This is a genomic window from Bacillus sp. RCC_6_1 (assembly GCF_041360755.1).
Taxonomy (GTDB): Bacteria; Bacillota; Bacilli; order Bacillales; family Bacillaceae_G; genus Bacillus_A; species Bacillus_A cereus.
This window is the reverse complement of record NZ_JBFUPV010000025.1, coordinates 1-21,822: the sequence shown is the minus strand read 5'-3', so window position 1 is coordinate 21,822 and position 21,822 is coordinate 1. Positions and strand designations below refer to the sequence as shown.

The window sequence follows — 21,822 nt, the reverse complement described above, 5'->3', positions numbered from 1 at the left end:
GATGTAAATCAGAAGGGAGGGATATTGTGGCTAGAGTGAAGCGTGAAACAATGAGAAAAAGGATTGAAAAGGATCTAACAAATCAATTGAAAGAAAAAAAGATTGTAGGTAATCATTATACTGACTTAATTCAAGACTATTTATCGTTGTGGGATTTAAAGTGTATTCTTGTTGATGATATTGAAGAAACAGGAATAAAAGTATCTGGCATGCATGGTCCGAAATCCAATCCTTCTATTAATGATTTACACAAAACAAATGATCGAATGATAAAGATTTTAGATGCACTTGGATTAGAAGCATCGGCAGAAGAAAAGAAAGTTCCTTCAAAACCTGTGCGCTCAGTTAAAGATTTAACATGATTCAAAATAAATATGTCACTGAATATATTGAAATGTATCGCGCAGGGAAAATTAAGCTGAATAAAGAGCGCATAATGCTAATTGAGTACCTGGAGAAATACATCTTAATACGCGATGATTTGTATTTCGATAATGAAATGCATGAGGACTATATAAAATTCACCGAGAAATGGTACTTTGAATTGCAAGCATTCCAAAAGTTCCTAACAGCATTTGTTTTTCTTTTCTATAAAGAAGATGATTCTGTTTTTTATGAGCAATTTTTAATTATGATGGCTCGTGGTGGTGGTAAAAATGGTTTAATTTCATCACTATGCCATTTCTTTATTAGTCCGCTGCACGGAATAGATCGATACAATGTTTCAATTGTGGCGAACAACGAGAAACAAGCTAAAGTTTCTTTTCGTGAAGTCTATGATGCTATTAAAGGAAAAGAAATACTAGAAGATATGTTTTATCGAACTAAGGTAGAGATACTGAGTAATGATACGCAAAGCATTATGCAATATCATACATCTAATGCTGGTTCTAAGGATGGACTTCGTGACGGTTGTGTTATTTACGATGAAATACATCGATATGAAAACTTTGATGTAGTAAATGTATTCTCTAGTGGACTTGGAAAAGTACCAAATGCTAGAGAATTTTTTATTGGTACAGATGGCTTTGTTCGCGACGGATTCCTGGACAAAACAAAAGAGCGAGCGATGAACATTCTAAAGGGAAAAGATTTAGAAGATCCATTGTTTCCTTTCATTTGCAAGATAGACAATCCAGAAGAAATTGATAATCCTGATGTATGGGAAAAAGCGAATCCAATGTTTAGTGAGCCGAGAAGTTCTTATGCTAAACAATTATTTAAAAAAGTATTAACTCAATATAAACAATTAGAAAATAATCCTTCAAACCGTGAAGAATTCATAACAAAACGTATGAATTACCCTGAAACAGATTTAACAAAATCTGTAGCTTCATGGGAAGAAATCATGCGTACTGGTTTTGAAGAAGATGGAGAAACGCTCAGAGAAGTTCCAGATTTAAAACATAAAGTAGCTGTAGGCGGTCTCGACTTTGCCAGCATCAAAGACTTCGCGGCAGTCGGCTTGCTATTTAAACATGGTGAAGATTATATATGGAAAGGTCATTCTTTTGTACGTAAAGGATTCTTGGATAAAGTGAAACTGAAAGCGCCTATTTATGAATGGGCTGAAAAGGGTTTGTTAACTATTGTGGATGAACCTGTAATTAATATCACTCACATTGTAGATTGGTTTGTGAAAATGCGTGAGATATACGGTGTTAATACGATTGTGGCTGATACATTCCGTCTTGATCTTGTTAAAACGGCACTTGAAGCTGAAGGATTTATATTGTTGTATATTCGTAACCCAAAAGCGATACATTCTCTTTTAGCCCCAAGAGTTGAAACGTTATTTGCAAACAATCGTATCATTTTTGGAGATAATCCATTAATGCGTTGGTACACCAACAACGTCTACGTCCACATAAAAAAAGACGGCAACAAAGAATACTTGAAAAAAGATGAATTTAAGCGCAAAACGGATGGATTCCAAGCTTTTATTCACGCATTATGGCAAGCAGATAACATTCTTGTGGATGAATTCGACTTTATGCTAGATGGTATTAAATTCTAATAAAAGGGGGTGATAACCATTGGTTGGTTAGGAGCGGTATTCAAAAAAAATAGTGAAGTAGGGTTTATGTTTGATGTGGAAATGTTTATTGAAAAAGCAAACAGGGTTCACATGAAAAGATTAGCAATTGATACCTGTATATCCTTTTTAGGTAGAACGATTAGTCAGTCAGAATTTAGAGTGAAAAACGGTGAAGAATTTGAAAAGGATGAGCTTTACTACCGATTAAATGTTAGGCCTAATAAGAATATGACAGCAAGTACCTTTTGGGAGAGTTTCATTTACAAACTTATTTATGATAATGAAGCTTTGATTATTCAAGCGGATGATGGTGATCTACTTATTGCTGATGACTTTGAACATAACGAATATGCTGTGTTTGAAGATACTTTTACAAATGTCACTGTAAAAGATTATCAGTTTAAGAGAAGTTTTAAACAAAGTGAAGTCATTCATTTAAGATACAGGAATGATAAGTTATCACCTCTTATCGATGGTTTGTTTGCTGATTATGGTGATTTATTCGGTAGAATATTAAGTTCTCAAAAACGTAAGAATCAAATTCGCGGAACAGTTGATATGGACATGCTCGCTGCAAAGAGTGAAAAACATCAAGCCAAACTTCAAGAATTCATTGATAACATGTATAAAGCAATTGGAGAAAAAGACGTTGCTATCATTCCGCAACAACCAGGTTTTAAATATGCTGAAACGTCAGGTGGAGCAAATTCTGGGCAGAGTGTGGAGGAAATTAATAAAGTAACAAATGGCTTCTTAAATCAAGTAGCAATGGCTTTTGGTATTCCAACTGCTTTGATATATGGCGAAATGGCTGATGTTGAGAAGCAAACGAAAAATTATATGCTTTTTACAGTGAAACCTTTATTAAAAAAGATGTGTGATGAAGCAAACGTTAAATTTTTTGAAGAAGAAGAGTATCTTTCAGGTCAAAAAATTGAAATTAAAGCTGTTTCTTATCAAAGTATATTTGATCTTGCGACAAGCATTGATAAGCTCATTTCTTCAAGTGCATTTACAGGGAATGAGATTCGATTAGAAGTAGGATATGAAGTTTCTGATGATCCTAACTTAAATACACATCATATTACGAAAAACTATACGAAATTAACTGAATCTGAAGGAGGTGAGAATACAAATGACGGTGAAAATTGACGTTAAAGGGCCAATTATTTCAAATGATGAAGCTTGGATTTATGATTGGTTTGAAATGGATGCGACAAGCCCAGGTAAGATTACAAAACAACTTGATAATGCAAATAGTGAGGATTTAATTGTGTCAATCAATAGTCCTGGTGGTTATGTAGATGAGGGTTCGGAAATTTACACAGCTTTAAAAAATTATCCTGGTCATGTAGAAGTTCAAATTGTTGGTTTAGCAGCAAGTGCAGCTTCTGTAATTGCGATGGCAGGTGATAAAGTTCGCATTTCTCCAACAGCAAAAATCATGATTCACAACGCCGCTAAATGGCATGGTGGAGATCATCGTGACATGGAAAAGGCAGCCGAGATGTTAAAAATAACAGATCGAGCAATTGTAAATGCCTATGTCATTAAAAGTGGTAAATCTGAGGAAGAACTACTTAACATGATGGCTGAAGAAACTTGGATGGGTCCGCAGCAAGCGTTAGAAAACAATTTTGCGGATGAAATCATGTTTATGGAAAATCCAGTTAAAACGACAGCTTCAACAGCTACTGCTGCCATGCTTCCGCAGAAAGTAATCGATGGCTTTAGAAATGGAACCATGAACAAAGGCCAAGGAATCACAAAAGAAGATTTAAATGCAGCATTATCAGGATTAAAAAATGAAATCCTGAATGATTTACAAAACAATATAGAAGAACAACCAAAGGAGCCAAATCCTAAAGCTGTAAAAAACAGTGGGATTAAAGGGCTCCTTTTAAAATTATAAAAAAACGGAGGAAACACACAATGGTAATTAAATTTAATAAATCTGAAGCATTTAATAAAGCGAAAGCGAAATTAACGGATGCCTTAACTAATGCAGAAAGTACAGAACAAGAACAAACGGCAGCATTTGAAGGTTTCTTTGATGCAATGCAAACGGATGTAATTAATACAGTCCGTAATCAAGTAAATGATGAAATGTTAGATCGTTCTATTCTTCAACAACGCGGTCAAAATGTATTAACTGCATCAGAAACAAAATTCTTCAATGCTGTTGTACAAGATGGTGGTTTTAAGGATGGCTCGATTTTGCCAGTAACTACACAAGAACGTGTATTTGAGGATTTAGTTAAAGAGCATCCATTACTTGATGCTTTAGGGTTACAAGATCTAGGGGCAGTTACAAAGTTCATTTATTCTGATGCAACAAAAGCATATGCATGGGGCGAATTATTTGGGGAAATTCGAGGACAAGTAAATGCAGCGTTCCGAGAAGAAAAAATTGGTCAACTTAAATTAACTGCATTCGCAGCTATTCCAAATGATATGTTAGATCTTGGCCCTGAATGGGTTGAACGTTATGTTCGAACTCTATTAGTAGAATCTTATTCAGTAGGTTTAGAGTTTGGCTTTGTAAATGGTGGCGGATCAGTAGCACAACAACCTGTAGGTTTAATGAAAGATGTAAATGCAACTACAGGCGCGGTTACTGATAAGAAATCATCCGGTACATTAACATTTGCTCCTTCTCAATTTGGTGAAGTTGTTGCTGGAGAATTATATGAAGTAGTAAAAGCTTTATCAACTGATGCGAAAGGGAAATCACGAAAAGTCCTAAATAACATCGTAATGGTTGTAAATCCTGTAGATTCAATTGGTGTACAAGCTCGCAATACAATTCAAACCTCAACAGGTCAATGGGTAATGGCATTACCTTATAACATTCAAACTGTAGAATCTGAAGAAGTGCCAGTTGGTAAAGCATTATTCTTTGTAAAAGGTCAATATCTTGCAGCGATTGCAGGTGGATACAAACTTAAAAAGTTTGACCAAACATTAGCAATTGAAGATGCTATGCTTTATACAATTAAACAGTTTGCTAATGGTAAACCAAAAGATAATAAAGCAGCTCTTGTTTATGATTTGAAAATTTCTTTTACACCACCAACTCCACCAGCAACTAAATAAGGAATGATGTGAATGGATACAGTGATTTCAACTGAAATATTACAAGAATTTAAAGATAGGATGCACTTGGGTGATGATGAAGATGATAACCTAAAACGCATCCTTTCTACGTCTAACAAGGCATTACTTAGGGTTTGTGGAAATTACGATTTAAATAAAGACGAGGAGTTCAAAGAATTAGTCTTTGAACGTTCTCGTTATGTTTATAACGATGCATTAGAGTATTTTGACAAGAATTTTTTAAGTCAGATTAATAGTTTAGGTATCGATAAAGCATTAGAAGAAATTAAATTAGACGGTGATTAATATGCGTCCTTTTCAGTACAAGAAACCACTGAATACAGGTGATTGTAGAAATCGAATTATCATTGAGCAACCTGAAGTAATAAAAGATGATTTGAATCAAGAAGTTGAAACAGGTAATTGGCAAGAAGTAAAAAAAGCATGGGCAATGATAAAAACGGTAAAAGGTTCAGAGTACATTGAAGCTTCGGCTTCACAGTCTACACGAGTTTATCGGTTTGTAATTCCTTATACAACAGGAATTACAGAATTAATGCGAATTAAAATGAAGAATCGTATCTTTGATATTATCGAACCGCCAATGAATGATGATGAAATGTATCAAACGTTGACTATTATCGCAAAGGAGCATACTTGATATGAATGATTTTGCGAGTGAACTTGCTAGAGAATTACAAAGATATTCAAATGTTGTGGAAGAAGAGTTAATGATAGCAGAAGAAGAAGTAGCTGATGTTGCTGTAGAAAAATTAAGGCAAGGCAGCCCTAAAAAAACAGGTGCTTACCGTAAAGGGTGGCGTAAGAAAAAAGAAGGTAATGGTTTTGTCGTTCACAATACAAAAGGACAATTAACACATCTTTTAGAAAAGGGACATGCGAAAGCTGGGGGTGGCCGTGTGCCGGCACAAGTTCATATCCTTCCAGTTGAACAGTATGTAATTGATGAGTTGCCAAGACGTATTGAAAGGGCGATTCAACAATGACGTTAGGTGAATTAACAAAAATCCTTGAGGCTACAGGTTATCCTGTGGCTTATTCGCATTTCACAGCAACACCGACCAAGCCAGTTCCAGCGCCACCTTATATATGTTTCCTTGTGGATGGATCAGCAAATTTAATGGCTGATAACAAGGTTTATCACAAAATAAATGATTTAAATATAGAGCTTTATACAACTAAAAAAGATTTAGTCGCAGAAGCAAAACTTGAAAAGGTCCTAGATGATCACGAGATTCCTTATGACTCGTACGGGACTTTTATTGAATCTGAAAAAATGTATCAAAAAAACTATGAAACGAGGTTGATGTAGGTGAATAAAGAAAATAAAGTTACGTTTGGTCTGAAGAATGTACATTATGTTCCATATGATGTTCAAGACTTTTTAGTGAAATTTGGTACACCAATTCCACTACCCGGTGGAGTTGAATTAACTTTTGAACCACGCGGTGATTTAATTGAATTTTATGCTGATGACATGCTTTATTACGCAGCAAGTAATAACCAAGGTTATGATGGAACGCTATCTATTGCAACTATTCCGGAACAATTTGCTATCGATGCATTAGGTGAGCAATTAGATGAAACAGACGGTGTATTAAATGAGTTAGCTGATGCCAAAGGAAAATCATTTGCATTACTCTTTGAATTCGATGGCGATGTGAACGCAACTAGACACGTTATGTATAACTGTGCAGCGAGTCGTCCGACAATCGCTTCTAAAACAAAAACAAATTCAGCCGAACCAAATACAAATGAATTAAAGTTTGTTTCTAGTCCAATTGTTTTAGTGCCTGGCGGAAGACCAATGGTTAAAACAAAAACAACTTCTAAAACGACTCAAGCAATTTACGATAACTGGTACAAAGAAGTGTACGTTAAAAAACCAGCAGCACCAAAGGGAGCGTAAGTAAATGGAAAAGACAATTACAATCGATGGAAAACAAGTCAAATTAAAAGCTACAGCAGCTACGGTTAAGCGGTATAAAGCGCAATTCAGACGTAATTTATTTGCAGATTTGATGGGGTTAGGGGCAATTAATGCTTTAGCTTCATCAAATGGGGCAGAACAACCTATTGATATGTCTAATGTCGATATGAGTAAAGTAGATTTTGAACTTATTTATGACTTAACGTGGTTATACGCTAAAACGGCTGATCCTAATATTCCTGATCCTATGACGTGGCTAGATGAATTTGAAGAATTCCCAATTGAAGAAATTATGCCTGCGGTCATGGAATTAGTTCAGGTTACTATGGGAGCAAAAAAAAAATAAAGAAAAATAATGGAGAGCAAGGGACATTCAGTGATGAGGAATTTACTACTGAACTGTTTCTTGCTCTTTGTTATAAAGCGAAATTAACAAGCTGGGATTTAGAAGATATGACAATCGGTGATTGCTTTGATTACATTGCTGAATTTGCTGAGCTAGAGAATCCAGATAAAGAAAAAGTTAGAAAAGCAAATCAAAAAGACTTCGATTCATTCTAAGAAAGGGGTGAGAAAATGGCAGGGAGAATTAAAGGGATTACGATAGAAATTGGTGGTAATACTCAGCCGTTACAAAATGCTTTAAAAGATGTAAATAAACAAAGTAATGATGTAGCTAAAGAGTTAAAGGATATTGAGCGCCTTTTAAAATTTGACCCTGGGAATATTGAGGCACTTTCTCAAAAACAAAAATTACTTACACAACAAATAGAAAATACAACGCAAAAACTGGATAAATTGAAGGCAGCGGAACAACAAGTACAAGCTCAATTTCAAAACGGTAAAATTTCTGAAGAACAATATCGTGCATTCAGGCGTGAGATTGAATTTACAGAAGGGTCACTTAATGGTCTTAAAAATAAACTAGGAAACATGAAAGCTGAGCAAGAGAATGTAGCGAGTTCCACAAGACAATTAGAAACATTGTTTAGAGCTACAGGAAAAAGCGTTGATGATTTTGCAGGAGCATTAGGGAATCGTCTTGTGAATGCAATTCGAAATGGAACAGCTACAAGTCGTCAGTTAGAGCAAGCGATTGGAATTATTGGTCGTGAGGCATTAGGTACAGAAGCTGATATTGAAAAATTACAAAGAGCTCTTCGATCTGTGGATGCTGGAAACTCCATACGGCAAGTACAAAATGAGTTAAGAGAATTACAACAAGAAGCGGGTAGAACCGAGAAGAAGTTTGAAGGACTACAAGTAGGATTAGAAAACGTTATTGGTGGATTAGCAGCTGGTGGCGGAATTGCAACAGCTATTGAAAAAGCGATGGATATGTCAAAGTTAAAAACAAAGATTGATATTACTTTTGAGGTCCCAGAGTCTTCGAAAAAATCAGTAGAAGAAGCTGTAAGAGGAATTACGGCATATGGTGTGGATGGAGAAGCGGCTTTAGAAGGTGTTAGAAGACAATGGGCTTTAAATAAAGATATAAGTGACCAAGCAAATGCATCAATGGCAAAAAGTGCAGCAGTTATAGCTCAATCTTATGAAGGGATTGATTTTACTGAATTAATTCAAGAAACCTATGAAATAGGTAATGAATTAGGAATATCTCAAGAACACGCTTTATCTATGACGGATGCATTGTTAAAAATGGGATTTCCACCAGAGCAATTAGATATCATTGCCGAATACGGGAGTCAGTTGACTCGTGCAGGCTTTAAAGCTGAAGAAGTCCAAGCAATTATGGAAGCTGGCGTTGAAACCGGTAGTTGGAATATCGACAATCTTTTAGACGGACTGAAAGAAGGTAGGATTCAATTAAATGAATTCGCACAAGGAGCTGACAAAGCTTTAAAAGAAGCACTTGATGGTTCTGGTATTGCAACTGAACAAATAGAAAAATGGGGGGCAGCAGTCGCTAAAGGTGGAAGTGATGGTTCAAAAGCAATGGTAGAAGTAGCTAAAGCAATAGAAGGAATAGAAGATCCTGTTAAAAAGAATCAAGTAGGGGTTAAAGTTCTAGCCACTATGTTTGAGGACCAAGGGCAAAATCTAACTAATACTTTAATAAGAGCTTCAGAAAAAACCGTAGACTTCCAAAAGAATCAGGAGAAATTGAATGAATCCATAAAAAAAATGGATGCAAATCCAGCAGTTAAGTTTCAAAAGGCAATGGAAGATTTAAAAATGGCTCTTGAACCTATACTAGGAGTGATTGCTGATGTTGTTGCTAGTATTGCTGATTGGATTTCTAATAATCCAGAATTAGCAGCGACATTAGCAGCAGTTGCAACGGCTATTGGGGTAATTTCAGGGGCACTTATGGCAATTGCACCAATAGTTATAGCTGTCATGGGTGTATTTGAAATCGGAGCCGCCGCCGCACTAGGCATAGTTGCTATTGTCCCTATTATTATCGCAGCTATAGTAGCTCTAGGAATTGCTATTTATCAAAATTGGGATTCTATAAAACAGTGGACTATAGATATGTGGAATTCTATTAAGGAATACTTGATAGAGCTTTGGGACGGTATCGTTCAATCATCTAGTGATGCATGGAATTCATTTTTAGAAACAATGCATTCATTCTTTGATCCAATAGGTCAATTTTTCAGTGATTTGTGGACAAGTATAGGTGAAATATGTAGTACTACCTGGAATTCTATTGTTGAATTCTTTTCTGGAGCTTGGGCCTCATTCACTGAAATGATGCATAGTTTCTTTGATCCGATAGGTGAATTCTTTAGTAGTTTATGGTCCGGAATTGTGGAAACAGCTTCCTCTTGGTGGTCTTCTTTAGTTGAAACAGCGTCTGAATTGTGGGGAACACTAACGCAGGCGTGGCAAGAAACATGGGATACAATTCTTACTGTTTTAGATCCAATTATTTCAGCAGTTTCTACCGTTTTAGAAGCTGGTTGGTTGTTAATACAGGCAGGTGCACAAATTGCATGGGCAGCAATCTGTCAATACATTATCCAGCCAATCCAGGAAGCTTACGACTGGGTAAGTACACAAATCAGTGAAATGGTCACTTGGCTTGGTACACAATGGGAAATTGCAAAAGCTATGGCGCAAATTGCTTGGGGACTATTTAAGCAATATATTATTCAACCTGTCATAGATACTTGGAACTTAGTAAAAGAAAAGTTTGGCGATTTAGTTTCTTGGCTAAATTCGAAATGGGAAACAGTTAAATCATATACTTCTGCAGCATGGAATTTAGTAAAACAATATGTCATTCAGCCTGTTCAGGAATTGTGGAACACAACAAAAGAAAAGTTAAATGATTTATCCAATTGGATGTTAGGAATTTGGGCGAAAATAAAAGGGTATACACTTGAAGCTTGGAAGATGGTTTACACATACATCGTCGAACCGATTATTTCAGCTTATAATTCTGCAAAAGAGAAATTCAATGATATGTACAACACAGCGCGGGAAAAATTTGATTCTGTAAAGAATGCAGCTCAAGAAAAATTTGAAGCAGCTAAACGTTTTATTATTGATCCAATTAAAGATGCAGTTGACAGTGTAGAAAAATTTATTGGGAAGATCAAGAGCTTCTTTAGTGACTTGAAGTTAAAAATTCCTAAACCTGAAATGCCACCTCTTCCACACTTTAGCTTGCAAACTAGTACGAAAAATATTTTAGGGAAGGATATTACATTCCCTTCTGGACTCAATATAGATTGGCGCGCAAAAGGTGGTATCTTCACTAAACCGACTATATTTGGAATGAATGGTGGCAATCTACAAGGTGCAGGAGAAGCCGGCAAAGAAGCGGTTTTACCATTGAATAAAAAGACACTCGGAGATATTGGCGCAGGAATCGTAGCAGCCATGCCACGACAACAATTTGCTATACCGGGGGAAATAAATCAACTAATGAGCGATATGAGCCGTATGATGGCTAATTCTGCAAACCAATTAGTAGGATTAAAAACGGTTATGAGTGGTGTGTATGGGAATATGTCAAACAGCAGACAAGCTATGACAAACAGTGTATCAAATCAAGTCATTAATAACTCTTTTGGTTCATCAGGTGGTGGAGTAATTCCAATGCTTGGTGGTGATTTAATTGTGGAAGTACCTGTTAGTTTAGAAGGAAGAGACGTTGCACGCGGTACGTATCGTTATACAACCGAGTATCAAGATAGAGAAGCAAAAAGAAACTCAGACTTTTAGGTTTGGGTTTCTTTTATTTTATAAAGAAATGGGGTGACAGTATGAGTTCTTTTACATTTAACAACATACGCAAAGATTTTGTTCAAATAGAAAAGGGATGGAAAAGACCAGCGTGGGCACCGGTGAAAAGGAATTTTCTAAGTGTCCCAGGATATACAGGATCAAGACTATTAAACACCCAAACGGAAATGCGTGTTTTATCTATTCCTGTAGGAATTATAGTCCCTGAGGGTTCAGATTTGGAAACTATGAAAGAAGAAATTGCAGAATGGTTAATCACAGACCAACCAGCAGAACTTATTTTTGATGTAGAACCAAATAGAACATATTTAGCAGTTGTGGAAGATAGCTTTGATCCAGATGAATTTGTAACACTTGGAATAGGAACAATTAAGTTCATTTGTCCAATGCCATATAAATTAGGACCTACTCGAACAGTAGATTTTCAAACAGGTACAAGCGGGTTAATAGCAAATGTTCAAAACAAAGGAAGTGTAGAATCTAATCCAATTATAGAGGTTGAAGTGACGAAGCCTTCCACGTTTCTTGATGTATGGAATGAAACGAATTATTTTCGCATTGGATATCCATTAAAAGCAGACCAAGTTCCAGTTGAAAGAAATCAACGTGTGTTATGGGACGAGATGGGAACAACCATAGGATGGACGGATGTACCTAAAACTGAGGACATGACTGGTGGAGGAAAGTTTAAATCAGATGGATACCGTTTTATGGCCGAGTATCTAGGTGAACCTACAGTAAAAGGATGGCATGGTTGCATAGCCAAAAAGAATATTCCACAAGGACCATTACAGGATTTTATCATGCAAGCTTATGTACACATTAATAGTTATCATTGGGATCAAATGGGGCGTGTGGAAATCGGTCTTCTTGATGAAAATAGCGATTATGTAGCCCGTATATCAATGAGTGATGTCCAATGGGAAGCGGAGCAAAACAGTGGATTTGCTAGTGTGGGTAACAGTAAGAAACCTGGTGGGCAAGTTTTAATTAATGAACATGGAGATCATCCAGATACTTGGTCTAATTTTAGAGGGCGATTATGGCTCGCCAGGACCGGTAATAGATGGGAAGCATATATTTCTAAGTTTATATTAGGCACTGAAATCGATGATGCTGAAAGGTTCGTTGTTTGGTTTGATGAAAATAACGTGAATATGAATCAAGTCACTCAAGTACAAATCAGCATTTCTCAGTTCTCTAACAACATGTTTTGTTCCCAAATGTCTATTGACGATTTGAAAATTTGGAAGGTTAACATGAATACACAAAATAATCCTTCTTATATCTTTGATGTTGGTGACAAAGTAGTTATTGATACTGAGCGAAGTCTTGTAACGATAAATGGTAAAAGTGCTATTAATCTAAAAGATATATTTAGTGATTATCCTGTTATTCATAAGGGTTCGAATAAACTAGAAATCATGCCTTCAACTGTTGGAACAGCCAAAGTAACATATAGGGAGCGATTTAGATGAGGACACCAAGTGGAATCTTACATGTTGTTGATTTTAAAACGAGTCAAATTGTTTCCAATATACAACCAAAAGATTATTGGGACGATAAACGACATTGGGAGATAAAAAATAACATTGATACATTAGAGTTTAAAGTGTTTGATAATACAGATCATGCAGTGACACTCATGCAGCAAAATTTAGTTTTAAAAGAAGTTCGTGATGGTCGCATTGTTCCATATGTAATTACTGAAGCTGAAAAAGATTCAGATGATAGATCAGTCATTGCTTATGCATCTGGTGAATGGATTCAACTCGCGAAAGCTGGCATTATCAATCCACAGAAGATTGTAGGTAAAACAGTCAATGAGTTTATCGATATAGCTCTTGTGGGTACGAAGTGGAAAAGGGGGAAAACAGAATACGCTGGCTTCCACACTATGACGATTGATGAATTCATAGATCCACTGAAATTTTTAAAAGACATTGCTTCCTTATTCGATTTAGAAATTCAATATCGCGCGGAAGTTGTAGGGTCTCAAATTGTTGGTCGTTATGTAGATATGGTGAAAAAACGAGGACATGATACAGGCAAAGAAGTAACTCTTGGTAAAGATTTGATGGGTATCAAACGAATTGAGAATTCCCAAAACATCTGTACAGCCCTATTAGGTTTTGTAAAAAAAGAAGGTGGAGACTTTATAACCATCTCTAGTATTAATAATGGAATTCCTTATCTTGTAGACAATGATGCATTCCAGCGATGGAATGAACGAGGACAACATAAATTTGGATTCTATACACCAGAGACAGAGCAAGATATAACACCACAACGTTTAATGACTCTTATGAAAACAGAGATAAAGAAACGCGTTAATTCATCTGTTTCTTATGAAGTAAATGCACAAAGTATCGGTCGTGTATTTGGACTAGCTCATGAGCTGATTAATGAAGGGGATATAATCCGAATAAAAGATACAGGATTTACACCGAAACTTTATTTAGAAGCACGGGCAATCGCTGGTGATGAATCATTTACAGACCCTTCACAAGATAAATATATATTTGGTGACTATCGTGAAATTACCGATCCGAATGAAGAAATGCGAAAATTATACAATAGAGTGCTTGCTTCTTTAGGTAATAAAGCCAATAAAGAATTATTAGAACAACTAGAAAAGTTAGCAGAAGAAGCGAAAGGGACAGCTGAACAAGCTCAAAAAGAATCTCAAACAGCCAAGGAACTTGCTGAAAAGGTCCAGGAAAATCTAAAAAATAATACGGTGAATATTATTGAAGCTAAAAATCCACCGACCGATAATCTTATAGTAGGTAAAACATTATGGCGAGATATTAGCAATGGTAAACCTGGTATTTTAAAAGTGTGGAACGGTAAAGATTGGGAGCTCCTTATTCCTGATGTGGAAGCAATTAAGAAAGATACGTTGGAGCAGGTGACAAAAGAGATTAATGCTAGTGCAGAAAAGCTAGATGCTAGGGTTAAAGAAGCTGAAACGAAAGCGGACAATCTACAAAAAGACTTCAATGCTGTTAAAGGGGAACAAGAAAGAGTCAGTCAGGTAACTAAGACGCTTGAAGAAAGTGACGAGGCAACTAAAGAAACTCTCACACGTATACAAGGTACTCAAGAAGATATGAACAAAACGATCATTGAGACTACAAAAGGCGTTGAAGGGCTACAAAGTACTGTATCCGATATCAAAAAAGATCAAAACGGTATTACAGATCGTGTAGTAAAGACAGAACAAAATATTAATGGTATTTCCAGTTCTATTGAACAAATCAACAAAACGTCATCACAAACAATTCAAAAGTTAAATCAAGTGGAACAAGATGCAAATGGAACAAAGCAAACCATCGAACGAATCGAAAAAAATGTAAATAACCTTGATGGTGATGTTATCAACCTTGTAAGAGGAACTAAGACGTTAACAACTAACGAAGAGTTATCTTTAAAAGGTGGGCGCCTTTCTGTCATCAAAGACACGTACAACGGAAATGCTATAGCGCAAACAGATACAGAATGGCAAGGTATCGCCGTTAAACCCAGTGAATTAATTAAGCAAGGGAAAATAAAAATTGGCGACACTGTAACATTTTCTGTAACAGCTAGAATGATAGGCGGGGAATCTACACAAGTATTCTTTCCTAACAGTGCTGGTAAAACAACAGTTAATGGAGAATGGAAAAGGGTTTCGGTAACAATTCCAGTCGGCTCTGATGCCACTGATCCAAATGTTGTATATAGATTCGAAGCTGAATCAATACCTAAAGGTGCTTTATACCAACAAACTTCACCTATGCTATCGCTAACTAAAAAAGTTTATCCGTGGAGACCTGCACCTGAAGACCAGGCAGACAGTAACGAATTTATCAAAGTTACAACTGAAATTAAAACAGAAGCTGGACGTACCAAAGAACGAATGGAACAAATTAATAGTAAAGTTGAGAATATTGATGTTGGAGTTAACAACCTTGTTATCAATTCATCTTGTGACAATGAAAAACCTCGAATGTTTGACCAGTCAGGAGAAAGTCAAGTTGGTGGTGTTGATGATATTCGATACTACGAAAAACATCTTGCTATTAAATGTAACAGACACACAGATGCATTTTACCAAATTGGCGGTTACGAGAAATCATTACACGGTTTAGAACCTGGTAAAGAAGTAACTATCTCTGCTGATATCAATTGTGAGTCAGTCGATTATCACTTTGAAATGTTCTACGCAATGAATGCCGAGGGTAACGACTGGCGAGCACTTGTTGGTGAAATTTACAAAGAATTGAAGACTTGGAAGAGAAGAAGTTTCACATTCAAAATCCCTAATGACACAACTTCTATTATGTTTCGTATTTATTTCGGACGCGTAGTAACGTCAAATGGCACATGGCTTAACTTCAAAAACGTGCAGATAGAAAGAGGTAATATCGCGACAGGATACAAACGAGCTTACCAAGATCAAGTTACATCCGATGAATTCACTAAGAAAACCACCGAGATTGAAAAAAGTGTGGATGGTATTAAAGAAAGTATTAAAACTGTAGAAAAAACACAAACCTCTTTTAATGAACGTGTTAACACTGTAGAAAAGAATGCAGAAGGAACAACTGCAAGTGTTAAGAAATTACAGGAAACACAAACTGAGCAAGGAAAAACATTAACTCAGGCTACTACAACGATACAGCAACACTCTGAAGAATTGAAACTAGCAATGAAAAAGAAAGATGTTGAGGATTATGTAGGTGGTTTAGGTACTGTTAACGAGTTGCGTGATGCGGACTTTAAGTTAGGACAGAAATATTGGTTTTGGAATAGTGGTAGTGGGGCTACTGGCTCTGTTGATACCAACTTAAAATACAAAGGTATGAATACATTTTCAATTACCGTTACTGGCCAGACTCAAGATCGTTGGTGGGGACTTACAAGTCAATTCATTGAGTGCCAGGTTAACGAAGATTTTGTTGCATCAGGTTATTTCAATACTGATGGGAAAACACCTATTGATAGTGGTGGTGCATTTATTGAAATTGAATGGTGGACGGCTGACAAAAAAACTCGTGTTAAAACAGCTAGAACGAATATCAAGGTTGTAAATAATACGTGGGTTCGTGCTGTATGTACAGATAAAGCACCTGCCAATGCAGCGTTTGTGAGATGGCGTTATTACGTTACAAGAAATGGACGTTTATGGTGTGCTGCACCTATGTTACAACGTGGCACTATAGCTACAGAATTTTGGTTACATCCGAAAGATCAAACTGATGTTGATAAAATGATGGAAGATATCGCTAATAAAGTAGCTACCGAAAAATACAATCAAAAAGTTACTGAATTAGAAAGAAGTATTAGTGCTACTGAAAAAGGCGTTTCAATTATCTCTGGAAAACAAGAAACGTTTATAAATGAGACTTATAATGCCTATGTAAAGAAAACGGAATCTAAGTTACAGGTATTAGATGACGGAATCCTTGCACAGATTTTAAAGGATGGTATCGTTACTGCAATCAATATGTCTCCTGGGAAAATTACAATCAATGCTGCAAAACTGGACATTAATGCCGATACAATGGTGAAATGGTTAACTGCAAAGGGTATTGATACGAATATCATCAAAGTTAATGGCGATAAAATTACCATCGATAAAAACGGCGTTACTATTAAAATGTTAGACTTCCTTTTTGAAGATGAATGGGGAACGAAAACAACCGTTATGCCAAAACGAAATTTAATAGCCGATCATGATTTTTCTAGTGTTCCAAAATTGAACATAGGTAACCCAAATTATCAGGGGTTTGGTGCTGGATATGGCCTACCTTGGAAAGTACAAGGAAACGGTGTAGTGATAGAAAATAACACTTTTATATTTAACTATGAACAAATGGTAAATGCAGTCCGTGTCGACACGTATAATTATCCAGAAACAAAGGTTCAAAACGGGATTCATCCAGGAAACTCTTATACATTGTCAGCACATTATAGAACCGCACAGATTAACGGTGTGCGTACAACTGCAAAACCACGATTGCAGGTATGTTTTGTTACACCATTGGATGAAGTGAGTTATAAAATTTGGCACGAAATATATAAAGATTTTCCAGAGCCATCTACATTTTATGGTGAAATTAGAAGGTATAATTTCACGTTTACTGTTCCTAACAATTACAATCCACAAGAACACATGATTGTAGTTAAAATTACAGCTGCAAATGCGCAAGTTTCTGCTGGTAAAGCTGTTTGTGTTTCAGGGATAACATTGGTTAGTGGTAACTATGCTTGCATGTATAACTGGGATCGAGCAGCTGCAGAAAGAGCCGATGGTCTTCAACCGTTTAATCAAATTGCTATAGGCAGCGTAAATAATAACATAGGACCAGCTGCTCATGGGCAGACCTTTGATATAAGTACTGAAAAGGATGTATTCGTAAATCAACCTATTCTAACGCAGGGAATAAATTTAGGGCGTAATAAAATGGGCCAAGCTGGATCCATTCGTTTCTTTGATGGCGGTCAAGGCTATGGGTTTTATTTTATGGGAATGGGAGGACAATGGTACAAGCTACCTAACGTTTAGGAGGAAAATGTATGGATGATTACAAGGATTTACAAGGTTATCCCTTACAAGCGGGGCAAGGTGCTCCGTTTGCTGGTAGGTTAGTAGATTCAGAAAGAAACGAAAACGGAGTATTTGTGCGAATTCCTTTTGATATGCTAAACAATGCCGGTTTATATGGCGCTAATAAAGTAGAGGTGTGGGGGGAAACGGATGGAACGATATATTTCCGTATTGCAACAAGATGCGAAATATGTAAACGTGGAGCTCGTCTGTACGCACTGGATATGGGGTTTGCGAAAAAGAATATTTGTTTAGAGTGTTATACATCACTTACAGGGAATTATCCATCTCAAGAACCGCCAACACCAACTAATGAAAATAACACACAAACAGAGCAGGAGCAGCAATAGCTGGTCTTTTTTATTTTGAAAAGGAGGAAAGAATGTGGATCGTATTGATGTACTATTAAAAACTTTTATTGCCACTTTTGGTGGCTTCTGTGGGTATTTTTGGGGAGGATGGGATGCAACATTGAAAATCTTATTGACGATGGCAGTTATTGATTATTTAACTGGCATGATTGCAGCAGGATATAACGGAGAATTAAAAAGTAAAGTTGGTTTCAAAGGCATCGCCAAAAAGGTGGTGCTTTTTCTTTTGGTCGGAGCGGCCGCTCAACTAGATTCAGCACTGGGAAGTAACAGCGCAATTCGTGAAGCGACTATTTTCTTCTTCATGGGTAATGAGTTACTTTCACTTTTAGAAAACGCTGGTCGTATGGGAATCCCCTTACCTTCAGCATTAACAAATGCAGTTGAAGTTTTAGGTGGAAAACAAAAACAAGAAGAGAAAAAGGGAGATGTTCAATAATGGAAATTAGAAAAAAATTAGTTGACCCAAGTAAATATGGTACAAAGTGTCCGTATACAATGAATCCAGAATTCATTACAGTTCACAATACGTACAACGACGCTACAGCAGAAAATGAAGTATCTTATATGATTCGCAATGATAATCAAGTATCGTTTCATATCGCGGTAGATGATAAGGAGGCTGTACAAGGAATTCCTTTAGAGCGTAACGCCTGGCATACTGGCGACGGTAACGGGAATGGTAATCGTAAATCTATTGGGGTTGAAATTTGCTACTCTTTAAGCGGTGGAGATAGATATTATAAAGCGGAAGACAATGCAGCTATCGTTGTAGCTCAACTAATGAAACAGTACAATATTCCAATTAGTAAAGTTCGCACACACCAATCATGGAGTGGAAAGTATTGTCCTCATCGTATGCTTGATGAAGGACGATGGAATAGCTTCATTGAAAGAGTACAAAATGCATATAACGGTGGAGGTAATAATATGAAATGGACAATGAAATCAGGCGGATTAGGAGTTAATTTAGCTCAAGAAATTATGGATAAACTCGCTGAATTCAAAGTGAAGGGTAACTTAGTTTATGAAGCAGATGGTATTTTCTATCTACAGTGTGAACCAGTTGATGACCGTAATAAATTAGGCGCTATCACATGGTATTTCAAAGACTATAAAGGATGGTATTGCGAAGTATATCAAGTGCAAGCTTAAGATAACAAAAGAATAGTTTTGCAAACAAAAAGAGCCGTCCTGTTGGACGGCTTTTCTATTTCTACGCAATTAAAATTTACTTTTAGATAATGCTTTTAATATAGGATTAATGATTTTACTAAGTAAACGAAAAGCATTGAAGATTGAACGAGTAATTGTCATAAATTTAGAATTCTTTTTCATTTAATATGTACCGTCCTTAAAATCCAATTATAGATCAGAAATTTTTCTAACTTCTTTTTCCTTCGCTTTAAATTCCTTTTTATATTGCTTGTAATCTTGTTTGCTAACTCTAAATTTTTCACCAGTAGCCAAATTTTTCACTAAATATGTTTTAGTTATTGAGAAATAATAGATTAAAAATAATATGCAAGATATCGAGAAAGTCGGAATACCTAAGATAAACGCTATAATAAACAACATTATGTCTAATCCCGTAAACATTCGTTGCAAGACAATTCTCTTTCCAGCGGCAGCCTCCGATTGCTGTAATTGTTGCATGCGTTGTAGTGATGCAATAGTATCATAACTCATTAAAAAACCTCCTATGAAATTATACCTAAATCATACCAATTTCATGCAACAACTGTAAATGTGCGTTTGTAATTTATTGACGAAAAAGAACGTTTGTTCTATAATTTATACAAACAAATGTTCTTTTGGAGGTCATCTTATGAATCATTTACTTAAATGCTCGTTCAATCAAAAACTACCAATTGAATTAATTTATTTAAACGGTTCAGGAGATTTCTCTCAAAGAACTGTGATTGTTAGAAAGATATATGAAGATCGTGTATTAGTGTATTGCATGCAAAAACAACAAGTTAGAATGCTGAAAGTAGCTAATATACTTTCTGTTGATAAAGTAAGAAATAACTATCAATATGCTTAAAAATAAATAATGAGGTGAGGTCATTTGTCAACAGCAATTCCAAAACCACCAAAGAAAAAGGCTACTAAAAAAGAACCTAGACCATACATGGATGAATTCGAACAACAAGAGGCTGCTGAATTAATTCAATTGGCAGTACAAGATGATACAGAATTAGTATTTACTGTGTATCGAAAATATAAAGAACCAGATGTTATCCAAGGTAAAATAATCAAACTGGAACAACAACTGAATAGAATTGTAGTGAGTGATGGACCGAATGCAATACATAAAATTCAATTCATGGATATTTTGAAAATCGAAACGCCTAGTTAATTTAGCTAGGTGTTTTTTTATATGGCCATAAATTCTTTATCGAAGTAGAACTTGTCCATTAAGTTGTTTACAATCCCGTTGAAATAAGCGAATTTACCCTTTTTCATTTTTACTCCGGATTTAATTTTCATAACAAATTCTTTAATAGCTTTTAAGCCAATAGTTAACTCTTGTTCTTTAGTAAATGCTGTATCACCTGTTGTATGGTTAACAATTTTATTACACTGTCTTACGACCTTCCACAGTTCTTGAATTGTTTTAGATTCACTGTAAAAAGAGTTAACTAAAGAAATAAAACGTTCTGGCACCCAATGTGCTACGAAATTAGCGTCTTTAATGTTTTCCTTCGGTGTAGTGTTATTCTCATTACTATTACGTTTGTTTATATCTTTAATTTTTTGTTTTAAGGAAACAGGTTTTGTTTTAATGGTAGGACACTTTGTAGGACTTTCACCTTGTGTCTTGTCGGACACTTCTTCCACGAAAGGTTGAATAATAATAGCGTTAGAAGTTTGAAGCATATCTTTTTTACGTTTCATTGCTACCTGTTTAATCATCTCTAGATCCACAAGTTTCTTCATTAAACGTTGGATAGTTTTATATGAAACTTCCATTTTTTCAGCTATTCTGTTTTTGCACAGGAAACTAACACCTACATATTTGCAACTGTGGCGTTTTAGAATTTCAAGTAATGTAATGAGTTTAGATTGTACATCGGTACGCTTAATAAGCATACGGATAGAGTCTCTGTACGCACGTACAGTTTTGTTTAGTTCTTCTAATTCTATAAATGGTGATAAATTATGAAATGACTCTTTACTTGCTATAACATCAATACGGTTTTTCATTATAACGGCTCCTTTGATGAACAAAAAAGCAACGTCACCAATTTGGCAAACGTTGCTTAAGAAACCCTACATGATGTACAATATGTCATGAGAGTATAGCAAGTGTTTACCTGGCCTAATCAGGTGGACGGTATATATAGTGTTGGTAGCACTGTATATACACGCTGTGCTCTTTTGTCGTATTTATTATTTTTGCCCACATTTCGCCCACAAATTTTTCTTTTTCTAACGGTTTTTATCAATAAAGAAAAAATACGAACGAAACGTAAAGCTTGCTGTTTAAACGTTTTAATCTTTTTATCGTTTATTATCTGGAACTAGATTAAAATCGTTCGTTCTATAA

General features: G+C 35.9%; 21 protein-coding genes. 19 read left to right on the top strand and 2 right to left on the bottom strand.

Features of this window, described 5'->3' with window-relative positions:
- Window positions 1-26 precede the first annotated feature (26 nt).
- From AB6801_RS30520 to AB6801_RS30440, 17 genes are all read left to right on the top strand, one after another.
- Window positions 27-362 (top strand): P27 family phage terminase small subunit, encoded by a 336-nt coding sequence (locus tag AB6801_RS30520; RefSeq protein ID WP_000124846.1) that lies wholly within the window; start codon window positions 27-29, stop codon window positions 360-362.
- Window positions 359-2,017 carry a terminase TerL endonuclease subunit gene (locus tag AB6801_RS30515; RefSeq protein WP_000615658.1) on the top strand — a complete coding sequence of 553 codons (1,659 nt, stop codon included), beginning with the start codon at window positions 359-361 and terminating at the stop codon, window positions 2,015-2,017. The genes AB6801_RS30520 and AB6801_RS30515 overlap by 4 nt, the downstream gene beginning before the upstream one ends.
- A gap of 9 nt (window positions 2,018-2,026) precedes the next feature.
- A complete protein-coding gene (locus AB6801_RS30510) occupies window positions 2,027-3,190 on the top strand; it encodes a phage portal protein (RefSeq protein ID WP_483299423.1) in 1,164 nt (387 codons plus the stop codon).
- The gene (locus AB6801_RS30505; protein ID WP_050822073.1) at window positions 3,174-3,950 is read left to right on the top strand and encodes a head maturation protease, ClpP-related; all 777 of its coding nucleotides are present in this window, start codon (window positions 3,174-3,176) and stop codon (window positions 3,948-3,950) included. Before AB6801_RS30510 ends, AB6801_RS30505 begins: the two co-directional genes overlap by 17 nt.
- Before the next feature lie 20 nt (window positions 3,951-3,970).
- Window positions 3,971-5,134, top strand: a complete 1,164-nt coding sequence (locus tag AB6801_RS30500; RefSeq protein ID WP_370941364.1) for a phage major capsid protein — start codon at window positions 3,971-3,973, stop codon at window positions 5,132-5,134.
- Window positions 5,135-5,146: 12 nt separating this feature from the next.
- Window positions 5,147-5,440, top strand: a complete 294-nt coding sequence (locus AB6801_RS30495) for a hypothetical protein (RefSeq protein WP_050822071.1) — start codon at window positions 5,147-5,149, stop codon at window positions 5,438-5,440.
- Window position 5,441: 1 nt separating this feature from the next.
- Window positions 5,442-5,795, top strand: coding sequence for a phage head closure protein (locus tag AB6801_RS30490; protein ID WP_370941363.1), 354 nt, complete (start codon window positions 5,442-5,444; stop codon window positions 5,793-5,795).
- 1 nt (window position 5,796) lies between these two features.
- Window positions 5,797-6,141: an HK97 gp10 family phage protein gene (locus tag AB6801_RS30485; protein ID WP_370941362.1), complete on the top strand. Its 345-nt coding sequence runs from the start codon at window positions 5,797-5,799 to the stop codon at window positions 6,139-6,141.
- A complete protein-coding gene (locus AB6801_RS30480; RefSeq protein WP_326275969.1) occupies window positions 6,138-6,467 on the top strand; it encodes a hypothetical protein in 330 nt (109 codons plus the stop codon). The genes AB6801_RS30485 and AB6801_RS30480 overlap by 4 nt, the downstream gene beginning before the upstream one ends.
- A complete protein-coding gene (locus AB6801_RS30475) occupies window positions 6,468-7,064 on the top strand; it encodes a major tail protein (RefSeq protein WP_001031291.1) in 597 nt (198 codons plus the stop codon).
- Window positions 7,065-7,068: 4 nt separating this feature from the next.
- A complete protein-coding gene (locus AB6801_RS30470; RefSeq protein ID WP_098279945.1) occupies window positions 7,069-7,431 on the top strand; it encodes a hypothetical protein in 363 nt (120 codons plus the stop codon).
- A gap of 230 nt (window positions 7,432-7,661) precedes the next feature.
- Entirely contained in the window at window positions 7,662-11,282 is a 3,621-nt protein-coding gene (locus AB6801_RS30465; protein ID WP_370941361.1) for a DUF2207 domain-containing protein, read from the top strand.
- A gap of 41 nt (window positions 11,283-11,323) precedes the next feature.
- The gene (locus AB6801_RS30460) at window positions 11,324-12,781 is read left to right on the top strand and encodes a distal tail protein Dit (protein ID WP_370941360.1); all 1,458 of its coding nucleotides are present in this window, start codon (window positions 11,324-11,326) and stop codon (window positions 12,779-12,781) included.
- On the top strand, window positions 12,778-17,856 hold the full coding sequence (locus tag AB6801_RS30455) for a phage tail spike protein (protein ID WP_370941359.1): 5,079 nt from the start codon (window positions 12,778-12,780) through the stop codon (window positions 17,854-17,856). The genes AB6801_RS30460 and AB6801_RS30455 overlap by 4 nt, the downstream gene beginning before the upstream one ends.
- Before the next feature lie 11 nt (window positions 17,857-17,867).
- Window positions 17,868-18,248, top strand: coding sequence for a hypothetical protein (locus tag AB6801_RS30450; RefSeq protein ID WP_086385679.1), 381 nt, complete (start codon window positions 17,868-17,870; stop codon window positions 18,246-18,248).
- A gap of 34 nt (window positions 18,249-18,282) precedes the next feature.
- The gene (locus tag AB6801_RS30445) at window positions 18,283-18,708 is read left to right on the top strand and encodes a phage holin family protein (protein WP_370941357.1); all 426 of its coding nucleotides are present in this window, start codon (window positions 18,283-18,285) and stop codon (window positions 18,706-18,708) included.
- Entirely contained in the window at window positions 18,708-19,424 is a 717-nt protein-coding gene (locus tag AB6801_RS30440) for a peptidoglycan recognition protein family protein (RefSeq protein ID WP_097919524.1), read from the top strand. The genes AB6801_RS30445 and AB6801_RS30440 overlap by 1 nt, the downstream gene beginning before the upstream one ends.
- 210 nt (window positions 19,425-19,634) lie before the next feature.
- Here AB6801_RS30440 and AB6801_RS30435 read toward each other — a convergent pair whose 3' ends face one another.
- Window positions 19,635-19,958 (bottom strand): hypothetical protein, encoded by a 324-nt coding sequence (locus AB6801_RS30435; RefSeq protein WP_370941356.1) that lies wholly within the window; start codon window positions 19,956-19,958, stop codon window positions 19,635-19,637.
- A gap of 139 nt (window positions 19,959-20,097) precedes the next feature.
- Here AB6801_RS30435 and AB6801_RS30430 point away from each other — a divergent pair, with 139 nt between their 5' ends.
- On the top strand, window positions 20,098-20,316 hold the full coding sequence (locus tag AB6801_RS30430) for a hypothetical protein (RefSeq protein ID WP_242300672.1): 219 nt from the start codon (window positions 20,098-20,100) through the stop codon (window positions 20,314-20,316).
- Between the two features lie 24 nt (window positions 20,317-20,340).
- The gene (locus AB6801_RS30425) at window positions 20,341-20,631 is read left to right on the top strand and encodes a YolD-like family protein (RefSeq protein WP_000100788.1); all 291 of its coding nucleotides are present in this window, start codon (window positions 20,341-20,343) and stop codon (window positions 20,629-20,631) included.
- Window positions 20,632-20,648: 17 nt separating this feature from the next.
- On the opposite strand, the gene AB6801_RS30420 is transcribed toward AB6801_RS30425, so the two are convergent.
- On the bottom strand, window positions 20,649-21,479 hold the full coding sequence (locus AB6801_RS30420; RefSeq protein ID WP_370941355.1) for a helix-turn-helix domain-containing protein: 831 nt from the start codon (window positions 21,477-21,479) through the stop codon (window positions 20,649-20,651).
- Window positions 21,480-21,822: the final 343 nt, after the last annotated feature.

Bases quoted from the DNA above. Each gene is read 5' to 3' on its own strand.
- AB6801_RS30515 (WP_000615658.1), top strand. From the start codon at position 359: ATGATTCAAAATAAATATGTCACTGAATATATTGAAATGTATCGCGCA.
- AB6801_RS30505 (WP_050822073.1), top strand. From the start codon at position 3,174: ATGACGGTGAAAATTGACGTTAAAGGGCCAATTATTTCAAATGATGAA.
- AB6801_RS30500 (WP_370941364.1), top strand. From the start codon at position 3,971: ATGGTAATTAAATTTAATAAATCTGAAGCATTTAATAAAGCGAAAGCG.
- AB6801_RS30495 (WP_050822071.1), top strand. From the start codon at position 5,147: ATGGATACAGTGATTTCAACTGAAATATTACAAGAATTTAAAGATAGG.
- AB6801_RS30490 (WP_370941363.1), top strand. From the start codon at position 5,442: ATGCGTCCTTTTCAGTACAAGAAACCACTGAATACAGGTGATTGTAGA.
- AB6801_RS30485 (WP_370941362.1), top strand. From the start codon at position 5,797: ATGAATGATTTTGCGAGTGAACTTGCTAGAGAATTACAAAGATATTCA.
- AB6801_RS30480 (WP_326275969.1), top strand. From the start codon at position 6,138: ATGACGTTAGGTGAATTAACAAAAATCCTTGAGGCTACAGGTTATCCT.
- AB6801_RS30470 (WP_098279945.1), top strand. From the start codon at position 7,069: ATGGAAAAGACAATTACAATCGATGGAAAACAAGTCAAATTAAAAGCT.
- AB6801_RS30465 (WP_370941361.1), top strand. From the start codon at position 7,662: ATGGCAGGGAGAATTAAAGGGATTACGATAGAAATTGGTGGTAATACT.
- AB6801_RS30460 (WP_370941360.1), top strand. From the start codon at position 11,324: ATGAGTTCTTTTACATTTAACAACATACGCAAAGATTTTGTTCAAATA.
- AB6801_RS30455 (WP_370941359.1), top strand. From the start codon at position 12,778: ATGAGGACACCAAGTGGAATCTTACATGTTGTTGATTTTAAAACGAGT.
- AB6801_RS30450 (WP_086385679.1), top strand. From the start codon at position 17,868: ATGGATGATTACAAGGATTTACAAGGTTATCCCTTACAAGCGGGGCAA.
- AB6801_RS30440 (WP_097919524.1), top strand. From the start codon at position 18,708: ATGGAAATTAGAAAAAAATTAGTTGACCCAAGTAAATATGGTACAAAG.
- AB6801_RS30435 (WP_370941356.1), bottom strand. From the start codon at position 19,958: ATGAGTTATGATACTATTGCATCACTACAACGCATGCAACAATTACAG.
- AB6801_RS30430 (WP_242300672.1), top strand. From the start codon at position 20,098: ATGAATCATTTACTTAAATGCTCGTTCAATCAAAAACTACCAATTGAA.
- AB6801_RS30420 (WP_370941355.1), bottom strand. From the start codon at position 21,479: ATGAAAAACCGTATTGATGTTATAGCAAGTAAAGAGTCATTTCATAAT.